Genomic DNA, 20,522 nt, shown 5'->3' on the forward strand with positions numbered 1-20,522 from the left:
AAGTTTTATGAATAACATTTCGCCGACATGGCACCCCGGGATGTTATTCATCGCCTTTATGAATGACATTTCACAGATTCGATAACCCCAAGTTGTCATTCATCGGCTTTATGAATGACATTTCACTGCCTCGACAACCCCAAGTTGTCATTCATCGCCTTTATGAATGACATTTCACTGCCTCGACAACCCCAAGTTGTCATTCATCGGCTTTATGAATGACATTCCACTGCCTCGACAACCCCAAGTTGTCATTCATCGGCTTTATGAATGACATTCCACTGCCTCGACAACCCCAAGTTGTCATTCATCGACTTATGAATATCAACTTATCGATAAAAGATACCCACTCTCATTCAGTTTTATTACCATACTAATAAAGAAGGCTGCCCATTGCGGACAGCCGTTTTTTATGCCTTTTATCGAACTGGTACTTCTTCACCAAGTGCGCGCAAGCGCTCGGCCCACTGCTCCTCGGTCAGCCCGTGTTCCTTAACATACATATTGCGCGGATGAACCCTGCATTCAGGCGTGCAGCCACGTAAATACTTATGCTCGTTTTCCTCTGAGCTCAGGATTTGCTTATTGCACTCGGGATTCGCGCAGTTTACATAGCGCTCACATGGCTCGCCAGTAAAATAATCCTTGCCGACAACCACGTGCTCGACCTGGTTTATCGGAACAGAAATCCGCTCATCGAATACATACATTTTCCCGTTCCAAAGCTGGCCCTTTACCTCGGGGTCCTTGCCATACGTCGCAATACCCCCATGCAGCTGGCCGACATCCTTAAAGCCTTCCTTTACAAGCCAGCCGGAAAACTTCTCACAGCGGATTCCGCCTGTGCAATAAGTCAACACACGCTTACCTTCAAGCTCGTCCTTATGTTCACGAATCCAGTCCGGAAGCTCACGGAATGCCTTAATATCCGGACGGATCGCTCCACGGAAATGGCCAAGGTCATATTCATAATCATTCCTCGCATCAATAACGACCGTTTCCGGGTCCTGCATTGCCTCGTAGAATTCCTGGGGATTCAAATACTGGCCGGTTACCTGATTCGGGTCAACATCGTCCTCTAGCCTCAATGTCACAAGTTCACTGCGGTGGCGTACGTGCATTTTTTTAAACGCATGTCCTTCTGACTCATCAATCTTGAACAACATATCAGCGAATCGGGGGTCCTCCCTCATTGCCTTCATATAGGCATCCGTCTGCTCAACCGTACCTGAAACAGTACCGTTGATCCCTTCCGAAGCAATCAGAATCCGTCCCTTCAACCCGAGCTCCTTACAAAACTTCAAATGAGAAGCAGTGAATTCCTCTGGGTTCTCAATATGAACATACTTGTAATACAATAAAACTCTATATTGTTCTTGCATATATTTTAAACTCCTTCTATCTATTAATACTATTTGGATGGTGATAACACTCTAATAAGCCATTTTATAAGAAAATCAATTATTTTTCAATACTACTGAAATGCAGCCAGTTCCTTTTCAATCTGCTCGCGGATTTTAACAAGACATTCCTCTGGTGTCTTGGCAAAAATCCGCTTTCCATTCACCATCGCATATGGACTGCGCGCACACATCCCGCAGAAGTTCAGGCAATCATTGCGGAGTACAGCCACCTCAGGGTACTCCTTCTCAAGAATCTCTTCAATATCCAGCTGATTAATCCAATTACTGTCGCATATATCAATGATGACAATTCCCATGAGCGGCTACTCCCTTCTTTAGTCTTCCCCCAAAACAATTACTTCTGTCTCCAGCTCAACATCAAACTTTTCCTTTACCGTCCTTCTGACAAACTCAATCAAATCAAGGTATTCACCAGAAGTCGCATCATCAATGTTCACAATGAACCCGGCATGCTTCCTGGAAACTTCCGCTCCGCCAATCCGCTTGCCCTGCAGCTCACTATCCTGAATCAGCTTGCCGGCAAAATAACCCGGAGGCCGCTTGAATACACTGCCGCACGAAGGATATTCCAAGGGCTGCTTCGACTCTCTGGCTTCCGTAAGCTCATCCATCTTCGCCTTAATTTCAGAAGAATCTCCAGCCTCAAGCTCAAACTCCGCCTCAACAATCAAGTAATCCTTTTCCATAAATATACTCTTGCGATAACCAAGGCCCATTTCTTCTTTTTTGAAAAAATGGACGACGCCATCTTTATCCATCACCGTCGCCTGAACGAGTACGTCAGCAGTTTGCCCTCCATACGCACCCGCATTCATATAAAGCGCTCCGCCAACACTGCCCGGAATTCCGCATGCAAATTCCAGCCCAGTCAAACTGTGCTTGAGGGCAATTCTTGATACATCTATAATTTGCGCCCCACTCTGCGCCTTAATCCGGTTGCCATTGACCGATATGGAATTTAGTTTACCCATTCCAATTACAATACCCCGGATTCCGCCATCCCGGACAATTACATTCGAACCGCTGCCAAGAATTGTTATAGGTTGTCCAAGACTTTTGGCCGTTCGCAATACAGCTTGTAGCTCCCCGACTGTTTCAGGTGTTACAAAAATATCCGCTTTCCCGCCAAGCTTTGTATACGTATGGTTTCTGATTGGTTCATTCTTATAAATATTTTCGTTCTTTATGTTTTCGCTTAATATGCTAATAATTTTATCCATCGTTGCACCTCTGAAAATAAAGGATACCTCCCCGGAATTTGGAGAGGTATCACTAGTGTAGCCTTACTTATTTAGAATAAAACTCGCCAGGAATCTTCCCGAAGGTTCGCTTATGATAAAGCAGCGGTTCCTTGTTATAGCTCTCGATTTCAATAACTTCGCCAATGAGGATTGTATGGTCCCCTGCATCAACTGTCTTGAAGGTTTTGCATTGCATAACGCCAGTAACACCAGCAAGCACTGGAAGGTTTTGTTCGGATAGCTCCCATTCACACTGGCTAAAACGATCCGCACCTTTCATTGCGAAAAGGCTGCACACATCACCCTGTTCAGCAGCAAGAACGTTGACCGCGAACTTTCCCGATTTTGTAAAAAGATCATGTGAGGAAACCCTCTTGTCAATGGACCACAGAATCAAAAGCGGATCAAGTGACACAGAGGCAAATGAGTTAACAGTCAAGCCAACTGGCGTGCCATTTTCATCAACTGTCGTGACGACTGTAACACCAGTCGGATAATTCCCCATAACCTCTTTAAATTTTGTTACATTCTCCATCCCCAAACACTCCTTGAAAATAAGATACTATAGAAAGATTAACAAGGTAACCTATTCTTCACGTTCGGCGAGCTTTTTCAGCCTTTCGAGTAATTCACCGGATGAGCCAGCGGAAATGAAGTCCCCATCAACTAGTGCATAGGGAGAAAGCTTGCACTCCTTACATAGGCTCTGGCATTCATATTCCTTATAGAATACATTTTTACGGCTCATAAATGACTGATAACCAGCAAAATTCTCCTCAGTCAAAAACCGGTCAAGATTCTTTTCGCAAAATTCAACTTTGACCCTCTTTTGCTTAGGGAATAATGCGCTGAATAATTTCATTCTCCTGCATCCCTTTGGCTTTATGGCTTAAGATACTTGAACTCAACTTCATCATAAGACTCATTGTACTCGACATAAAGATCGTGGCCGTTGAAAAACCAAAGGTCCGTCTCATCGACATAGAACTGAATTCCATCCACCTCGGTCGACACAGCTGCATCAAGCGGTTCTTCAACTGAAAAACCGAGTGAAAAATTCTCCTGGACTGGGCTTGAACCGTAAATCTTTGCAAAAAACTTCACGTTTGATCCCGCTTCAACACCCACTTCTTCCTTGAACCATTGAAGAGCTTCTTTACTAATGTTTATTTTCAAACTGTGCTCCTCCTTAAAACTAGCAATTTTATTATACCATTTTACACTAAGCAAACCTCATCAAAGTGTCTTTTTATCCCCACAGGGTTAGCCCAAATTATAGCAGCATATATTATTGAAGGAGTTTATCTGATTTTCAATCTAAAGATAATCCGGGGGATTGTCAACCAATCCGAATCGCTAAACCCACAGATGTATGACTTAGAGCTGTCATACATTCGTAATCGTTTTATTAAACAATTTCATGTTTCTGTAGATACCTGCTTTTAAAAGAGCTCACTTTTTTTATTAAAGTTTTTCCCATTCGATGCAATAACATCCTTGTACCAGAAGAACGATTTCTTACGCTTTCTTTCAAGTGTGCCGCTGCCGTCATCATGCTTGTCGACATAAATAAAGCCATAGCGTTTTGAATATTCACCCGAGGACATACTGACGAGGTCGATGCAGCCCCAGCTTGTATATCCCATTAGTTCGAATCCGTCTTCAATTGCCTCAGCCATTGCCTTGATGTGCTCACGCAGGTAATCGATCCGGTAATCATCATTGATTGATCCGTCTTTCTCGACAATATCGTGAGCTCCCAGCCCATTTTCCACAACGAACAGAGGTACACGATAACGCTCATGAAGCTTATTCAAGGAAATGCGAAGGCCTTCTGGATCAATCTCCCAACCCCAGTCACTCGCCTTAAGGAATGGATTTCGTACACCGCCAATCAGCATTTCTTCCGTCACATTAACTACTTCAAGCCAATTGTATGCAGACATCAATTCTCTCCCTTTTAGATTGGATATAAGAAAACGCCTCACATCGCCCCAAAATTTTCCTATTCAAATCAGTTAAAGCATATCGGATAAAACGTCCAAATCCTATGGAGAGTTTGTGAATTAAATCACAAAATATTGCATATAAAATGGTACCTTCCTACATCTAAAATCTTCTAAATAGTTATTCTCATTTACTAAATTAATCTTAATTCCCAAGGCCAAGATAAAAATAATTCCTCGCAACATATAAAACATCCGACAATTTATCAGCTGAATCTAAAGTAAGCAGGCCCAGCCTGCACGGCTGGGCCGACTCTCATTTCTCAACATACACAATCCGGTCGCTATCAGGAGCAATGATTTCAATGTTTCTTGGTATTTTAAGATAAAAAGAGAAATCATTTATCACAAATTCCGAGCTCATATAATTCCTAAATGGATCTTTCTCTGATATCTGTTCCCCAGAAAACTGTGTTCCTAGAAAATCCTTCGTGACTAGTGAGATATCTATATCCTGGGTTGGATCGGAAATCGTAATCGTATCATTTTCCAACTCAAGCTTGACAGGCCTTAATAAATGGGAGAAGTCAATTCCGTTCACGGCTACAGTTCCCCCATAGGAGTAGGCTTCAATTGTGTTAGCCTCACTAAACGTCTTTTCAATGAAAATGGTGGCTCCCTCTTGGGGACTTTTAACCGTTACCGTTTCATTAGTATAGTTGTTGAAGCTCTTTTTATCGGTTAATTTCACACCTGGGATCTTATCAAGCTCACCGTCCATCAGATCCTCATAGAAGAAATCAAGAGATGTACTACCTTCCTTTGCTTCAAAAGGATCTATTTTAAAAAACGGAACAATGAAAGCGGCAATGAGCAGAATCCCGATATATCCGAGCAAAATTCCATGTGTTGCTTTAAAATTGACAATTCTTCGCCCCGATTTTGGAATCGTGCTAAAAACTATGGCAATGATCACAATTAACAGAATGACATTGATCATCGTCCCACCTCCAGGCGCTGAAGAATTGCGGTACCAGCTGCATATAACAATCCTGCAGTAAGGACCGTTTTCAATGAGAACAGTGCAAGATTTCTCTCATCAAAATAAAAATGGACTATATTTACAATAAAATGGTCTTCCTGAGAAACACCTCCCAAGAATAGCAACCCGATAATAGCAAACGGTATGATCAGCTTGAACAATTTGTTTACCTGGCTGAGCGAGCCAACTAAATAGCCAATTGAACTGAAAACAAGAAGATAAAGGAAGCAGCCTGCAATGGAAGTGAATAGTCCCGAAACATTAGTCTGCATTCTATAAACATTCTTTTCTAAAAACAGGTAAACAATTGCCTGAACGAGATTGCCCGCCAAAATTGCTGTGAAACTGCCAAGCAGTCCAACTGTTACTAAAAAGAGAATATTTGAAAGAGAGCTACTCATACGATTCGTGACAAACGTAAAATCCTGCTCCCTTGTCACCTTATTATTAATCGTTATCGCTGAGACGAATGCCCACATAAACGTAAAGATAATAACCAAATTAGCGGAGAGGTAGTTTACCTCAACATCCATTCCGCCATTGCTCCCCCCAGACATACCGGTTCCCCTAAGGGAAAACACGATAGCAAGGAGTTGTACCCCTACAAGCGCGCTAAAAGCATCAATATTTGCCTTTAACTTATAAAGGAACTGCTTTTTAACGGTTTCCCAGAGTGTTATCTTCCTTAAAGACATCATCAATCCCGCCTTTCCTCTCATTCGTTACATACACAAACAGGTCACTCGTGCTGACAGGAAGGACTTCTAATCCTTTGCCCCGGAGACTGTTCAGTTCCACTTCTGAAAATCTATTCCTCACAACCACAGTCAGGGTGCTTTGCCCCAGTGCTTTTTGATTAATAACATCCCTCCCCGCAACTGCAGCCAGTACAACCTCCCTGTTTCCTCGAAGCGAAACTGCCCACTCTCTTAAATCAGCCATTGGCATATGAAGTAAATTCCTGCCATTTTGAATAAACAGAATATCTTCGAGTATATCTTCTATTTCCTCCAAATGGTGGCTTGATAGAATGATAGTCCTCGGAAATGCTATATAATCCTTTAGCAGCGCACGGTAAAAGTCCTTTCTGGCTGCCTCATCCATGCCAGTTGTAGGCTCGTCAAACAGAGTTAACGGGCAACGTGAAGCAATACCAATGATTGCGTTAAAAGTGCTGGTTTTACCTTTTGAAAGACGGTTATGATAATTTTTCGGATCAAATGAGAAATAATCAAAAAGCCTCTGGGCCAGTTTCCCATCCCAGTTAGGATAAAAGCGGCCAGCTTCATCCAGAATCTCACCAAGTGGCACAGCCGAAGGAAATACCATGCTGTCATCGACAAAAATGGAATTAGCCGAGACAGTCAGACTATTGAAGGGATCCTCAGAAAATACTTTCAGTTTGCCAGAGGCAGGTTTTAGAAATCCTGCGATTAACTTTAGAAGAGTTGTTTTCCCCGCGCCATTTCTTCCAACCAGACCAGTTATGGTGTTATCGCCAATTGAGAACGACATGCCATCCAATGCCTTTTTTCGTAAAAATGTCTTTGAGACATTGCTGCACTCAATTACGTTCATTGCTCTGCCTCCCCAACTTCTGCAGTTTCAATCATGCCAATTAGCTCTCTTTTGCTGATATTTAGCCGGCTTGCTTCCAGGATTAGCTCTTGGATAAGCCCTTTAAGCGTTTGGTTTTTTCTTTTTGCAATGATTGCTTCTTTCGCCCCTTCTGCAACAAACATCCCAAGCCCCCGCTTTTTGTATAAAATATTTTCGTCAGCCAACAGATTCAAGCCTTTTGCTGCGGTTGCCGGATTTATCGTATACATCTCGGCCAGCTGATATTGCGAATACACTTTTTCATCTACGTTTAAATGGCCGCTGATGATTTCCGACTCAATCCATTCTGCAATCTGAACATAAATCGGTTTCATACTATCTGCGTTTAAAATAGGAATCAACCCCTCTCACCCATAGTACATTAGTGTAGTAATGTACTATGTAGTTATATGATATATTTTCCAGCTCTGGTAGTCAATAGGTCTTTTTAGAAAATGCAATCTTAGAAATAAAATGTGTGACAATGTTGTTCTAGAGGGTAGTGCGTTTAGCAGAGCTGGACATAAACACGCTGAATAAAAACAATCCAAGGCAGCCAGATGATTTATCTTGTAAACCAAAAAAAAGCAGCTTCCAGAGTGGGAAGCTGCTTTTCTGCTTTTAGTTAGTTGGTCATTGTTGATTTTTCAAATGAACTCACAAACGTTTGAATATTGTTCAGCACCTTGGTTGTATAGGTAAAGTCGCCATAGCAATAGGGATAGCGGAAGTTGTCCTTGTCCCCGCCGCAGTTATACGTATCGGGATTTTTCTGGACCTGCATGTAGGAATATTGCTTTGCAAGCTCCTCTTTATGCTTACCACCTTTGCTGGCTACAAAGTCGATGTATCCAAGCCCCATATTATAGGCCTGAATGATTGTCGGCATATCAACATTTTTCTTTTCCCCATATTCCACTGCCTGCTTAAAATGTTTGACCCCCTGGCGAATACTCTGCTCAGGATCAGTTATAGAGTTTGGAGCGAGGCCTGCCGATTCAGATGCCTGCATCGGGTCTCCGCCCTTTCCCTTGCTCTCCTGCTGCATCACTGCAGCAAGCACTGGGGTATAGTCCTCTAAATTCTGCTTCTCTAGCTCCTCATGAAGTACAGGGATATACCGTTCGACTTTTCCTGTGAAAAGGTTGGTACCAACATAGTCGCCAATGGTAAATAGCTGGTCCTTCACCATCACTAATGCTGCGATACCGGCAAGGACAAGCAGTAAATTTAAGTTTCTCCGGAATTGAACTTGTTTTTTTGAAATTTTTCTTTTCTTTTTCATCACTGTTCACCAACTGATTTTCTATGTATCTATTATAATGAAAAACCATTTTAGAAAACAGGAAAAAGTTGAAGAACATTTATTACCAAAAACAACCGATCCAAAATTTAATCTGGTGCACATTTAGTTTTCAGGCTTACTAGCCCCCTGCTTGAGTACACGTTCTATGATAGTAGTCGGCAGGTTTAAAGTTTCCCCTAGAAAAAACTCATCTCTCTCAGCTTTTTTTATAGTGTTGACTTCCTGGTTAATCCTTTCCATTTTAAGATCCAATTCGGTGGCCGCCATCGCCGCGTCCTTCAGCTCCTTCTTTAGCCTATCTGGAATTTCCTTATCATATTTATAATAAATTTTGTGCTCAAGACTTGCCCAAAAATCCATTGCAATTGTCCTTATCTGTATTTCCACATAAACTCTTTCCTCCCGGTCGGACATGAACACTGGTATTTTCACAATCAGATGAAGGCTTTGATAGCCGTTGGGCTTTGGATTTTTAATATAATCCTTCTTTTCAATAACCTCAACATCCCTTTGAGCTTCAATCATGTCACTAATCCGGTGGATATCGGAAATGAATGGACATGTAATTCTGATTCCTGCTATATCCTTTATCGATTCTTTAATTTTCGGAAGTGAAAAGCCAAGATTTTTCCTATGTGCTTTTTTCAGGATGCTTTCAGGGGACTTCAAACGGGATTTTGTATGCTCAATAGGATTATAGTCGTGGATATATTGAAATTCCTCTTTTAGAATATTAATTTTCGTATTCATTTCATCTAGTGCGAATTTATATGTCATTGAAAATTTCGCCAATTCATTTCTAATAGTACGGATCATTGTTAAATGCTTTTGTGTTAGTTCATCCATAGTCTTTTCTCCTTTTACCAAACCATTAAAATAGTATAATTATGCATTCCCGTGCTGCCCTTACTATATCATGCTCTATAAGACCATAATAACTCTTACATATGAAGAAAATGAGAACATAAGCCCAAAGGATCTATTTTTTCGCAAAAAAAAATGCCCTTAACGGGGGGAGTTTTCTTACATTTATTCCTGCTAAAATGCAGTCTTATTTAATAGAAATTCTGTTGCTAATCAATCAAAGTTAACACAAGCACAACGAAACCACCCAAACCTATAAAACCAAACATGAAATAGCCGATCCACCGAATTGGCTTTGGCAGCTTACTCCAATCAGTACTTACTGCATGTGCCGGATTTCCTTCAATTTTGTTGAAATGGTCAATAGCGTCATTGAACGGCTCTTTTTTTCCCATTAGGGCACCTCCTGCAACTTCATTCTAACATATTCTTACAATTATTATAATTCCTGTGAAAAAATAAATAATTTACGACCACAAACAACTTTTGTGTTATTATTAAGTTGTTACTTTTGTTCTGGAGATATAAGATTTGAGGGGGAATTTGATGATTACATTTGAAAACATTATAAAAAGCTATGCCAAACGGCCAGTCATAGACAATTTCAATCTTGAAATTGAGTCTGGAGAACTGGTTGTTTTTATTGGCCCAAGCGGCTGCGGCAAGACCACTTTGCTGAAGATGGTGAACAGGTTGATCGAGCCAAGCTCAGGAAAGATCTTTATTAAAGGAAAAGACATATCGACGATTGACCCTATAGAATTGCGCCGCAACATTGGATATGTTATCCAGAACACTGGCCTATTCCCGCATATGACAATTAGGGAAAACCTCGAACTGATTCCAAAACTCAAAGGTGAGGATCCCGAAGCAATTGAAAAGAAAACCGAAAACCTGATGGACCTTGTTGGACTCAACCCGGCAGAATTCCTCGATCGCTACCCTAAAGAATTGAGCGGCGGACAGCAGCAGCGTGTCGGAGTTGCCCGTGCCTTCTCCACTGATTCCGAAATTATCCTGATGGACGAGCCATTCAGCGCGCTCGACCCCGTAACGAGAAGCTCCCTCCAGGAAGAACTGTTCAATATGCAAAAAGAATTAAACAAAACAATTATCTTCGTTACTCACGATATGGACGAGGCTTATAAGATTGCGGATAAAATCTGCCTTCTAAAGGACGGGCATATTCTGCAATATGACACACCTGAAAATATCTTGAAGAATCCCGCTTCTGAGTTTGTTGAAAACTTTCTTGGCAAGCGCCGGGTTTGGAATAATCCAGAGGTATTGAAGGCTGAGGACATTATGATTCCTTATCCGGTCAAGGTTTCGCCAAAGCGCAATGTCCTGCAGGCCGTAGAAATTATGAAGGAAAACAAAGTCGACAGCTTAATGGTCACGGATCGTGACTTGACCTTAATTGGCCTTGTCACATTAAAGGACCTTAAAATGGTGGATCGTAACAATTTGATTGGCGAGGTAATGGAACGCGAAATTCATTATGTATACGATGATGCAGACTTAATTTCTGTATTAAAAGTAATGAATGAACGTAAAATTGGCTATCTTCCGGTTATAAATGAAGCTGGAAAACTAAGCGGATTGATTACACGAAGCAGTATCCTCTCCGCACTCAGCAGCCAGCTAATTGACCTGGAGGTGGCATTTTAATGACGGCATTTTTTGAATATGTTAAAAACAATACCGGACAAATTCTTGATTTACTAGGCCAGCATATTTGGCTAAGCATTTTATCCGTTGGGATTGCAATCGTGATTGGTGTTCCCCTTGGTATACTCATTTCCAGGAGTAAGAATCTTTCAAAACCAATCATTGGGATTGCCAATGTCATACAGGCGGTACCAAGCCTGGCATTACTCGGCTTCCTTATTCCGGTTGTCGGAATTGGAAGTACACCAGCCATTGTCATGGTTGTCTTGTACTCGCTTCTTCCGATTATTAAAAATACTTATACTGGTTTAACGACAATTGACAGTGATATTTTGGAAGCAGCAAGAGGGATTGGCTTAACGAAAAGTCAAACAATGAGAAAAATCCAGCTTCCGCTCGCCTTCCCTGTCATTATGGCAGGTGTCCGAATTTCCGCAGTGACTGCTGTCGGCTTAATGACGATTGCAGCGTTTGTTGGTGCAGGCGGACTTGGCTACCTCGTCTTCTCAGGTGTAACCTCAGTTGACAATAATATGATTCTCGCTGGTGCAATCCCTGCCTGTATCCTTGCCCTCTTAATTGATTTTGTAATTGGCAGGCTTGAGCTTAAACTTTCCTATGAAACGAAAGCTCGCACAACTGTAAAGAAGACAAAACAGTCAAAAGCAAGAAGGATATTAATCCCTGCTGCTATCGTTGTATTAATTGTTGGCATTGGCACTTCCTATTTATATAAGAATGCCTCCGCTGGAGAAAAGATTACCATTGGATCAAAAAACTTTGCTGAATCGATTATTCTAGGCAATATGTTGGCAGATCTTGTTGAATCAAATACAGACCTTCAGGTTGAACGAAAGCTCAACCTTGGTGGAACCCAAGTAGCCCACAGCGCCCTGAAGACGGGTGATATTGATGCTTATGTTGAATACACAGGAACAGCGCTTGTCAGCATGCTTAAAAAACCTGTAACAAACGATCCTGAAGAAGCTTTTTCAACAGTGAAAAAGGATTTTTCTGAACAATACGGTATTGCAACCCTTGATCAGCTTGGTTTCAACAATACGTATGCACTTGCTGTTACCCAGGAAACAGCAGACAAATACGGAATTGAAACCTTCTCTGACCTTGCAAAGGTAAGCCCAGAACTAACTTCTGGAACAACGATTGAATTTACAAACCGGCCGGATGGGCTTCCAGGTCTCCTGAAAGCATACAATATGGAGTTCGCCAACAGCAAAGCAGTAGATGGCGGTCTGCGCTATACAGCCATGAAAAGTGGAGAAACACATGTGATTGATGCCTTTGCTACAGACGGTTTGCTTGAGGAATTCAACCTTAAAGTCCTAAAGGATGATAAAGGTTTCTTCCCTCCTTACTATGCGGTTCCTATGGTTAGGGAAGATATACTGAAAGAACATCCTGAATTAAGGGAAGCTTTGAATTCTCTTGCTGGAAAATTGGATGATGAAACCATGCGGAAGTTGAACTTTAAAGTCGATAGCCTGGATCAATCACCTGCAAAAGTAGCGAAAGAATTTTTAACAGAACAAGGGCTTATCTAAACAAAAGCGCAAGCGCCTGATTAGCGCCGTATGGCCTCCTCGAAAATCCTCATTACGCTATCGCGTAATTTCGTGCGATGTAATTTCGAGGGAGCTTTCCTTGTGCTATCACTTTTTCTTCGTGCGATGCTTATGCTGCCGAAGCATTCCTTGTGGAGCCTCTCCAACTGAGATAAAGTGAAACTTCCATCAGCGCTATTTGCTGATGGTTAGTTGAACGAATCGGACTTTAGGGTCTGTTGCCTCCATTGGAGGCTTACAGAGCCTTAAGGTGGGATAAAGGAAACACGAAGAGCCGAAGGCGATTCGATGTTGACTTATCGTAGGGCGGAGAGCGAAGGACACTACGCGCTAGGCGCTGAAGCTAGACGTAGCCAAACAAAAACACCAGGTTTAAGGGGACACCCCCCTCCCTGGTGTTTTTTTTCAAAATAGGGTTCGGATTATGGACCGATAAGGAAGGTAACAGCAATTTAAATAACAACCTGCCCTGAATTATCCGGATCATTTATTTCCTTAAGAAATCCAGTACTCTGTGATTCGATTGTTCATTTCCAATGATCAGTAGAATGTCCCCTACCATGATGGTCGCATATGGCCCTGGTGACAGGATAAGTTCACCGGCTCGTTTGATTCCCACAATCGTTCCACCAGTATTTTGCCAAAATTTAAGCTCAGCAATGGTCCTTCCGATATGAACACACTCATCGGTAATTTCAACCTCAATTGGGGCCAGCGGATTCGTGTGGCGGAACTTGCCTGAGAGCTCAATCAATTGATTGACTTTCTCAAACAGCCTTGTATCGATTTCCTTTCGTTCGTCCATCAGAATCCGCAACTGCTTTTCCATATCCTTGACACTCTCAAGGTTTGAGAACCGATTGATATAAGTCAATGCGTTCTCGCGGGAAGCAATTACGACCCCGGCTCCTTTCTCTGACCTGACGATTTCAACATCCTCGAGAATTTTCATTGCCTTCCGAACTGTTTCTGGAGAGACATTGTACTCGCTTGCCAGTGTCGACCGCCCATGGACTTTCTCGCCAACCTTGTATTTTTCATTGTATATCCGATTTGCAATATCAATCGCAATTTGCTCGTAAATCGGGATTTTTGTCCGCATAGCGCTCTTCCTTTTGAGTAAGTTATATACATTAGTATACCATGTCCTGAAAACATGAACCCCCTTCAATGATAAGGAACCCCGCTTAATCTTATTCAAATTGAGTTGTTACAAACATATAATGGGAAAAGAGACGGGTAACAGAGAAGCCTTGTCAGTACCCAAACAGAGTACCCTAACCTGCTTAGAAAGGATGATGCGTTTGTCTGTCTTTAAAAAAGTATTGTATTTCCTGTTTACCGGAGTCTGTGCATTTCTTGTTTCAATTCCTATTTTGGAACGTGGCGGACTAGAACTGGAGGTATTGGATGATGCTTTATTTATTGGTGTATGGATTGTCGGCGCATTCCTGCTTTTTACAAAAAGCTTCAGCAAAGCAGGCCAGGTGTTGTCTCTCTTCCCTGTTTTGTTAGTATTATCAACCCTGCTTCTCTAAATGTTGAATCTTATTTTCAATTTTTTTAGACAAGTGAGTGAGTATCAATGATTGTAAGTTACAAGCCTATTGAGATAAAACTAGCTTCTTTATTTAAAGGCTGTGTTAAAGGATAATGTTGTTTTTAGTAAGATTTGATTGTAACGGAAGGCGCGAAGACTCGTTCGAAAATGCAAAGACCGCATTTTCTCCTGCGATGTTTTTCGGGGAGGTTATTCAACGTCCTAACGGGAGAAAAGGTCAGTGGGAGACCCCACAGGCGTTCGCGCCGAGGAGGCTCCCAGGCCGCCCGTGGAAAGCGAGGCGCCTGGAGTGGAAATCAACAGTCTTGTTTAACATAGCCTATTTAAAAAAAGCTCTTCATAGTGAAGAGCTCGCATCTTTTTTATAAAAAGGCTTTAGCCTCCTGCAGTTTCAGTGTTCCATCTGTAATCTTGTATACCTTGTCACAATAGTCAATTAATCTTGTATCGTGGGTTACGACAATCGATGTTTTTCCTGTGGAAGTCGTTGCCTGCTTTAGCATCTCCATTACTTCAAAGGCGCGGTCCGAGTCAAGCGAAGCAGTTGGTTCATCGGCAAGGATAATACTTGGGTTTGTATACAAAGCCTTGGCAATTGCGACCCGCTGCCGTTCCCCTCCGGACAAATCGGCCGGGAAACTATCCAATAAATCGCTAATGCCGAGCGACTCGCAAACATCCATAAACTTCTCCTTCGAAACATTGTCTTTCTTGACCTTGTCGAGCAGCTGCATCTGCTGGCGGACAGTGAGGAATGGAACCAGATTGGACTGCTGCAGCACAAATCCAATTTCCTTCAATCTAATACCAGCCCGCTTTTTTTCCTTCACATCCGTTATATTTTTTCCATTAATAATGACGTCACCAGTGGACGGAGTCAGGAGTCCCCCAGCAATTGTTAAAAATGTACTCTTTCCGGATCCAGAGGGCCCGATAATGGCGATCAACTCACCACGGCTTGCCGAAAAATCAGTCGTTTTTAGCGCGACTACTTCTGTATGCCCTGCTCCAAACACCTTACTTACGTTTTTCAATTCTAACAGCGTCATCCTTTAGCCCCCTATCGCTTTCAAAGGATCAATCCTCACAATCGTCTGTATCGAGAACAGCGCGCCTACTATTGATACCACGATCAGCACTACTGCATAGGCAAGCATATCCAAATAGTTGAATGCAACTGGGACAGCCGGCGGCAGAAATAATCCAGTCAAAACTGTCAGACCAAAACCAATGATTACACCGGCCAATGCAAGCAGGAAGGTTTGGGCAATCACGGACTTTGATAAGTATCCACTTGAGATTCCCTGTGCCTTCATTACTCCAAAAATACTGATTTTCTGGATGGTCAATACATAAAGGAAGATAGCGAGAATAACAGCAGAAATAACGAAAAGGAAATAAATCATAAATGTAAGTGTCATATTCTGTTCAGAGTAACCGGGCATATTCTCAATGAACGCCTGGGTGCCGACTACCTCTAGGCCATCTGCTACTTCTATATCACTCAAATCGCCAGACCTGATGACAAAGGCGTTAATTTTATGTTTCATACTCTCAGCTGAATCGCCAAAGCGTACTTTCTGAAGCGTCTCCACACTCCCATACAGAACCGGCGCGGCATTAAATCTCGCATTATCCGTAAATCCAGTAATTTTCAATTTCTCTTCTGTAGCTGAAAGTGTCAGAACATCTCCGGTTTTAAAACCTTCATCTTTTAGTGTGTCATCCGCAATAACTTCCCCTATCTGCTGGAAAGGCTTGCCGTCTGTCACTTCAGGCATGATAAACTCATCTTCCCGTATACCAAACAGCGAAACATTCCCTTTCACATCTCCAGTGCTCGCAATTGCATTGAATTGGCCAAGTACAGCATAATCGTCGGCTCCATTCCCGTCATAATCACCTGTTTCCATGATTGATTGCGGTAAACTTATATCTGATTCCTCTGTCAGGATAATTCCTTCTGCATCCCACTTTAATACGGACTCTTTATTTAGATTCTCCAGTCCATTAGCCAGCCCCGACAAAAAGAATACGAGATACGAAACAAGCGTAAGCACCCCTACAATTAAACCGAAGCGCAGTTTGTTATTCTTAATTTCATTCCAGGCAAGGAACATTTTCTTCCCCCAATCTCTCGTTTGTATAATATTTGTAAAATAAATATATAACCCATTTTTAATAAAAGCAATAATAAAGTACTTACATATTCATATAAAACTTATAGCAACCACAATATTATGGGGCAGGATGGAAAAAACCCCAGACAACAAGACTGGGGTCCTTTCTATTAACCTTCTGCATGCCAATTATTGAATGACATCCTGAAGTGCATCTTCCCAATTTGATTCAGAAGGGGTTATATACCAGCGTTTTCTCAATTTCTTGCTTTCCTTCACACCCATTCCGCCAATAATAATCTTTAGCTGAGGATTATGCGTCTGAAGTGTTTTTAAGAAATAATTCATTTCGGATTCAACCATTTTTTCCGATACAGAGAGAGCTACAATTTCGATTCCCTTTTCACGAATCAGCTCCCCAAGTCCCTCAAGTGGTGTATTGGCACCAATATAATAGACTGGATATCGCCTCTCCCTCAGGTATAGCGTAAACATCAGCAATCCCAGCTGGTGTTCCTCTCCTTCCGGACAAAACGCCATCACCTTTGGCAGCTCCGCTGAAACAGGGAAAACATTGAGAAGTTTCATGATACGCTGTTGAACCAGGTTAGAAATCATATGCTCATTCACAACATGAAAAACGCCCTCTTCCCAAGCTTGTCCTACCTTATTCATAAGAGGAACAACTATGGATTGAAGAACCATCCTGTAAGGAAACTGTGAAAAATAAAGATCAAGCAACAGTTCACATTTTGCTGAATCCAATTCTTCGACTGCCTCAAACAATTCAGCAATTTGCATATCAAAGCTTTGAGCAGATGACCATCCGGGAAGGGAGACGGTTTTGTTTTCCTTCTTATCACGTAACAACTTAACGGCCTGGCCGATATTTATTCCGTTTTCCTGCACCTGTTTTTTTAACCATTTCAGGTCTTTTAAATTTTCTTCTGTATACACTCGATGCCCTGATTCATTCCGCTCCGGCGTAATCGCCTGGTATCGATTTTCCCAGGCCCGGATCGTTACAGTCGGCATATCAAGGATTTTTGATACAGCTTTAATATTGTACATAAAGCAACCCTTCTTTTACATTCATTATACAAAAAACCTTAAATCAGCGATGTTAAACTTCATCATACACTGATTGTTCGTTACGCAAACCGGGATAATTTTTCTCTTAAGGCTGAATCCTGAAAGAAAAACTCATAATGATTCGTACTTTTACGGGCAGCTAGCTCCATCTTTTCTTTTTGCAACCTAAGAATCGGACAAGGTGCTCACTGCCGGTTATTGCAGGATAAGATGATTATACATTAATTATATTAATACTAAAATAGCCATTTGGGATTGCCAGGAATAAAGCTTATAAACAAGAGAAGCTTTCCCTTAACAACTCGGGAAAGCTTCTTAATAACATGTTTATAGAAAGTCATTCGTGCCTTTTTGGTCTCTATCCTGAAAAATATTATTTTTTTCCTCCTTGGATGACTTTGAATGCTGCTTTCTTCTCAGTCTTTGTTTGATAGAGAGGGTCATTCGATGGAAAAAAAGCTGGTCTATCCAGACCGTTTACCTTTGCGTACATTTGTTTTTCCACCTGTTTTTCTTCAACCTTAATGCCCATCAATTCTTTGACCTTCAACATAAACCGATTGAATAAATCCATGGAACCCTCTCCTTTCAAACTCTACTAACTGATATGCCGCACTTTCTGCCACTATTCCTCCCACACCTCATTGGAAGAAGGGCTTTTATTTTATAAAAACAAAAATGTACCCATGAATAAACAAAGTGAACCAACAGGTATGGGGTGCCTCAAAAAAGAAGTAAAATACTTAAACGTTGTCTCCACTTCATCGCTCTCCCTTCTGAATACCCCGAGTGACAGTGCTAAAAACACCGCCGAACAAAACAAAAGGATCATTGGGAAACTTGTATAACCAGTATGAACAGGAATACGGAATGTATAAACATATCCACGTTCCATAATCAGCTTGAACGCTGTATATGCAATCACCAGCTCAATCCCGACCGTCAATAAAACCCAAAGCCAAAACTCTACTTTTCTAGTCATCTATAGCCTCCGCCAAGTAATGCTTATGCTAAGAATAATTCGCTCCACTGGAAGCTGTTTCCTCCCAAAAGTAAAAATTTTCCGCCAAACCAAAAGAAAAAAGCCCGGAGTTCCTCCGCTTTCAACGAAGGGTAACTGACGAGCTCTTTTTATTTATTTCTGATGTGCCAGTTTTCTTTTTAAAACGGCACGCTTTTCCCCATTAGTCCAATAGACGGTTCCCATGGCAATCAGCAGCATAATGCCTGTTACCGCGAATACGCTTTGCACCGGGAAAAAACCTCCGATAAGACCGCCAAGCATTGGTCCGACCATTCCACCCAGTTGGTTCGACGTTTGATGAAGGCTGAATGCCCTGCCCCGGAAATCTGCTGGAGTTGTTTTTACCACGAGTCCATTTAAGGCCGGGTACACTGCACAGAAAAAGATTCCGTAAATGAACCTAACAATTGAAAATCCAACGATATGTGTAAAGACAATTTGGGCCAGTGTACCAATACCACCACCCAAGAGACCAATCATCAACACCTTATTAAAACCGTGTTTATCGGCCCACTTGCCCCAGAAAGGAGCGAATATGGCGCTAGCAATTCCCGGTAAGGAAAAGACGATCCCTGCCAAAAGCGCTGCTTTATCTGCGGAACCGCCAATATCCACTATATACAACGGAAGCACTGGCTCAATAATCATGACAGAACAGCTGACTACAAGGGTCAGAAGTAAAACATGCACAAATGGTTTGTTATTTGCAGCAATTTTAAAATCTTGAATAACCGAGCCCTTCCCCTTACTCGGCTTGAAATTTTCCTCTTTTACCCAGAAAACAATCAGGAAGGTAGCAAGCCCTACGATAATTCCGCCAGTCGCAAATGCCCATCGATTGCCAACCAGTTCAGCAATCCCTCCCCCAAGCAACGGCCCCAGGATTCCGCCTGAAGCAGATGAAGAGGAAATAAGTGAAAGGGCATAGCCTACTTTTTCATTCGGTGTATTGGTTCCAATCAGGGCAATAGCTCCTGGAATGAAGCCGCTCAATAACCCCTGCAGGATCCGTAATGTCAGAATCTCATAAGGGTTCGTAACAAATGCCATCAACGTATAAATTACAAACAGGACAAACCCTGCCCTGACAATCATCGGTTTCCGGCCATATTTATCGGCCATCCTGCCCCAAAATGGGGATGCAATCGCCCCCGCAAAAAAAGCAGAACTGAATATCAATCCTGACCATATTTCTGTATGGTCATGAACCCCGATTTCCAATAGAAAAATCGGCAGAAACGGGATAACCATGGAAAAGCTCGCCGATGTAAAAAAGACCCCAATCCAGAGTACCCACAAATTCCGCTTCCAAATAGGCAAAATATGCATCTCCCTGTTTTCATTTATGCAGTCCATCTTACCATAGCCGCCAATTAATTTCATCTACGAAATATTCGTTTACCGAAGTATTTTTCAAGAATATCTCGATGGAAAATAATTGAAATTAATGATAAGATACTTAAGATGAAAGGGGCTGAGGGTTTTGGATTTAGGCTTAAAAAAAGATGAAGTAAGGTTAGCAGAGTATACCCCTGAATGGACGGAAGAATTTCAGAAGGTAAAAAAGGAAATTTGTTTGAAAACCAGTCTTGGTGCGGACAGAATTGAGCATATCGGCAGCACAGCCATATTGGGGATGCCTGCAAAGCCAATTATTGATCTTTTAGTTGGAATAGATGATCTCAAAGTCCTTGATAAACAAATCATATCCGGTTTAAAAGAATGCGGTTTTTTAAGATTAAAAGTTGAACGCCTCGGAGAAATCGTATTTGCCAAATTTACAGACACGACCTACGAAGTGAAAACACACTTTATACACATGGTTGACTATCAACAGGATTTATGGAAAGACCTGACTTTCTTTCGCGATTACTTAAATGCGAACGAAACGGCCAGACAACAATATCTAACTATCAAGCTTGCATACTTGGAAAACGGCTCGAACGGCATAAATGAATACACTGCCTTCAAAGAGGAGTTTGTCAGAGGAATTTATAATAAGAGGGAACAAAATGAGGATTCGTTTCAAGTAACCCCTAATTCATAGAG

At 41.9% G+C, this 20,522-nt stretch carries 24 protein-coding genes and 1 pseudogene; 4 read left to right on the top strand and 21 right to left on the bottom strand.

What is annotated here, in order from left to right; genetic code table 11:
* Window positions 1-419 precede the first annotated feature (419 nt).
* From trhO to TY16_RS09665, 14 genes and pseudogenes are all read right to left on the bottom strand, one after another.
* Window positions 420-1,382: an oxygen-dependent tRNA uridine(34) hydroxylase TrhO gene (gene trhO, locus TY16_RS09600; RefSeq protein WP_043931661.1), complete on the bottom strand. Its 963-nt coding sequence runs from the start codon at window positions 1,380-1,382 to the stop codon at window positions 420-422.
* Window positions 1,383-1,474: 92 nt separating this feature from the next.
* Window positions 1,475-1,720 carry a YuzB family protein gene (locus TY16_RS09605; protein WP_043931662.1) on the bottom strand — a complete coding sequence of 82 codons (246 nt, stop codon included), beginning with the start codon at window positions 1,718-1,720 and terminating at the stop codon, window positions 1,475-1,477.
* Between the two features lie 18 nt (window positions 1,721-1,738).
* The gene (gene murB, locus TY16_RS09610; protein ID WP_043931663.1) at window positions 1,739-2,644 is read right to left on the bottom strand and encodes a UDP-N-acetylmuramate dehydrogenase; all 906 of its coding nucleotides are present in this window, start codon (window positions 2,642-2,644) and stop codon (window positions 1,739-1,741) included.
* Window positions 2,645-2,711: 67 nt separating this feature from the next.
* On the bottom strand, window positions 2,712-3,200 hold the full coding sequence (locus tag TY16_RS09615) for a flavin reductase family protein (protein ID WP_043931664.1): 489 nt from the start codon (window positions 3,198-3,200) through the stop codon (window positions 2,712-2,714).
* A 51-nt stretch (window positions 3,201-3,251) separates the two neighbouring features.
* Window positions 3,252-3,527 (bottom strand): DUF1450 domain-containing protein, encoded by a 276-nt coding sequence (locus TY16_RS09620; protein WP_043931665.1) that lies wholly within the window; start codon window positions 3,525-3,527, stop codon window positions 3,252-3,254.
* 20 nt (window positions 3,528-3,547) lie between these two features.
* The gene (locus TY16_RS09625; RefSeq protein WP_043931667.1) at window positions 3,548-3,841 is read right to left on the bottom strand and encodes a HesB/YadR/YfhF family protein; all 294 of its coding nucleotides are present in this window, start codon (window positions 3,839-3,841) and stop codon (window positions 3,548-3,550) included.
* Between the two features lie 266 nt (window positions 3,842-4,107).
* Window positions 4,108-4,575, bottom strand: a pseudogene (locus tag TY16_RS09630) (family 1 glycosylhydrolase); the annotation flags it as partial.
* Window positions 4,576-4,927: 352 nt separating this feature from the next.
* Window positions 4,928-5,611: a hypothetical protein gene (locus TY16_RS09635; RefSeq protein ID WP_043931669.1), complete on the bottom strand. Its 684-nt coding sequence runs from the start codon at window positions 5,609-5,611 to the stop codon at window positions 4,928-4,930.
* The gene (locus tag TY16_RS09640; protein ID WP_043931671.1) at window positions 5,608-6,348 is read right to left on the bottom strand and encodes a hypothetical protein; all 741 of its coding nucleotides are present in this window, start codon (window positions 6,346-6,348) and stop codon (window positions 5,608-5,610) included. The genes TY16_RS09635 and TY16_RS09640 overlap by 4 nt, the downstream gene beginning before the upstream one ends.
* The gene (locus TY16_RS09645; RefSeq protein ID WP_043931672.1) at window positions 6,311-7,231 is read right to left on the bottom strand and encodes an ATP-binding cassette domain-containing protein; all 921 of its coding nucleotides are present in this window, start codon (window positions 7,229-7,231) and stop codon (window positions 6,311-6,313) included. Before TY16_RS09645 ends, TY16_RS09640 begins: the two co-directional genes overlap by 38 nt.
* Complete coding sequence (locus tag TY16_RS09650) at window positions 7,228-7,587, bottom strand: GntR family transcriptional regulator (RefSeq protein WP_043931674.1); 360 nt, start codon at window positions 7,585-7,587, stop codon at window positions 7,228-7,230. Before TY16_RS09650 ends, TY16_RS09645 begins: the two co-directional genes overlap by 4 nt.
* A 290-nt stretch (window positions 7,588-7,877) precedes the next feature.
* Window positions 7,878-8,537: a lysozyme family protein gene (locus TY16_RS09655; protein ID WP_043931675.1), complete on the bottom strand. Its 660-nt coding sequence runs from the start codon at window positions 8,535-8,537 to the stop codon at window positions 7,878-7,880.
* Window positions 8,538-8,660: 123 nt separating this feature from the next.
* On the bottom strand, window positions 8,661-9,404 hold the full coding sequence (locus TY16_RS09660) for a GTP pyrophosphokinase (protein WP_043931676.1): 744 nt from the start codon (window positions 9,402-9,404) through the stop codon (window positions 8,661-8,663).
* 227 nt (window positions 9,405-9,631) lie between these two features.
* Complete coding sequence (locus TY16_RS09665; RefSeq protein ID WP_043931678.1) at window positions 9,632-9,817, bottom strand: hypothetical protein; 186 nt, start codon at window positions 9,815-9,817, stop codon at window positions 9,632-9,634.
* Between the two features lie 151 nt (window positions 9,818-9,968).
* Here TY16_RS09665 and TY16_RS09670 point away from each other — a divergent pair, with 151 nt between their 5' ends.
* Complete coding sequence (locus TY16_RS09670) at window positions 9,969-11,093, top strand: ABC transporter ATP-binding protein (RefSeq protein WP_043931679.1); 1,125 nt, start codon at window positions 9,969-9,971, stop codon at window positions 11,091-11,093.
* Window positions 11,093-12,655: an ABC transporter permease/substrate-binding protein gene (locus tag TY16_RS09675; RefSeq protein WP_043931681.1), complete on the top strand. Its 1,563-nt coding sequence runs from the start codon at window positions 11,093-11,095 to the stop codon at window positions 12,653-12,655. Before TY16_RS09670 ends, TY16_RS09675 begins: the two co-directional genes overlap by 1 nt.
* A 508-nt stretch (window positions 12,656-13,163) precedes the next feature.
* Here the strand turns inward: TY16_RS09675 and TY16_RS09680 are convergent.
* Window positions 13,164-13,778 (bottom strand): TrkA C-terminal domain-containing protein, encoded by a 615-nt coding sequence (locus TY16_RS09680; RefSeq protein ID WP_043931682.1) that lies wholly within the window; start codon window positions 13,776-13,778, stop codon window positions 13,164-13,166.
* A 202-nt stretch (window positions 13,779-13,980) separates the two neighbouring features.
* Here TY16_RS09680 and TY16_RS09685 point away from each other — a divergent pair, with 202 nt between their 5' ends.
* Window positions 13,981-14,214 carry a hypothetical protein gene (locus TY16_RS09685; RefSeq protein WP_043931683.1) on the top strand — a complete coding sequence of 78 codons (234 nt, stop codon included), beginning with the start codon at window positions 13,981-13,983 and terminating at the stop codon, window positions 14,212-14,214.
* A 385-nt stretch (window positions 14,215-14,599) separates the two neighbouring features.
* On the opposite strand, the gene TY16_RS09695 is transcribed toward TY16_RS09685, so the two are convergent.
* From TY16_RS09695 to TY16_RS09720, 6 genes are all read right to left on the bottom strand, one after another.
* Entirely contained in the window at window positions 14,600-15,286 is a 687-nt protein-coding gene (locus TY16_RS09695) for an ABC transporter ATP-binding protein (protein ID WP_043931685.1), read from the bottom strand.
* A 3-nt stretch (window positions 15,287-15,289) separates the two neighbouring features.
* Window positions 15,290-16,357: an ABC transporter permease gene (locus TY16_RS09700; protein ID WP_043931686.1), complete on the bottom strand. Its 1,068-nt coding sequence runs from the start codon at window positions 16,355-16,357 to the stop codon at window positions 15,290-15,292.
* A gap of 189 nt (window positions 16,358-16,546) precedes the next feature.
* Window positions 16,547-17,428: a MerR family transcriptional regulator gene (locus TY16_RS09705; protein WP_043931687.1), complete on the bottom strand. Its 882-nt coding sequence runs from the start codon at window positions 17,426-17,428 to the stop codon at window positions 16,547-16,549.
* A 394-nt stretch (window positions 17,429-17,822) separates the two neighbouring features.
* Window positions 17,823-18,023, bottom strand: coding sequence for a hypothetical protein (locus TY16_RS09710; protein WP_043931688.1), 201 nt, complete (start codon window positions 18,021-18,023; stop codon window positions 17,823-17,825).
* A 90-nt stretch (window positions 18,024-18,113) separates the two neighbouring features.
* Window positions 18,114-18,431, bottom strand: coding sequence for a hypothetical protein (locus TY16_RS09715; protein WP_043931690.1), 318 nt, complete (start codon window positions 18,429-18,431; stop codon window positions 18,114-18,116).
* A 153-nt stretch (window positions 18,432-18,584) separates the two neighbouring features.
* Window positions 18,585-19,793: an MFS transporter gene (locus TY16_RS09720; RefSeq protein WP_155922199.1), complete on the bottom strand. Its 1,209-nt coding sequence runs from the start codon at window positions 19,791-19,793 to the stop codon at window positions 18,585-18,587.
* 163 nt (window positions 19,794-19,956) lie between these two features.
* Here TY16_RS09720 and TY16_RS09725 point away from each other — a divergent pair, with 163 nt between their 5' ends.
* Entirely contained in the window at window positions 19,957-20,520 is a 564-nt protein-coding gene (locus tag TY16_RS09725) for a GrpB family protein (RefSeq protein ID WP_043931691.1), read from the top strand.
* Window positions 20,521-20,522 lie beyond the last annotated feature (2 nt).

The sequence above is a fragment of the Bacillus sp. EB01 genome (genome assembly GCF_000613125.1).
Taxonomy (GTDB): Bacteria; Bacillota; Bacilli; order Bacillales; family Cytobacillaceae; genus Bacillus_D.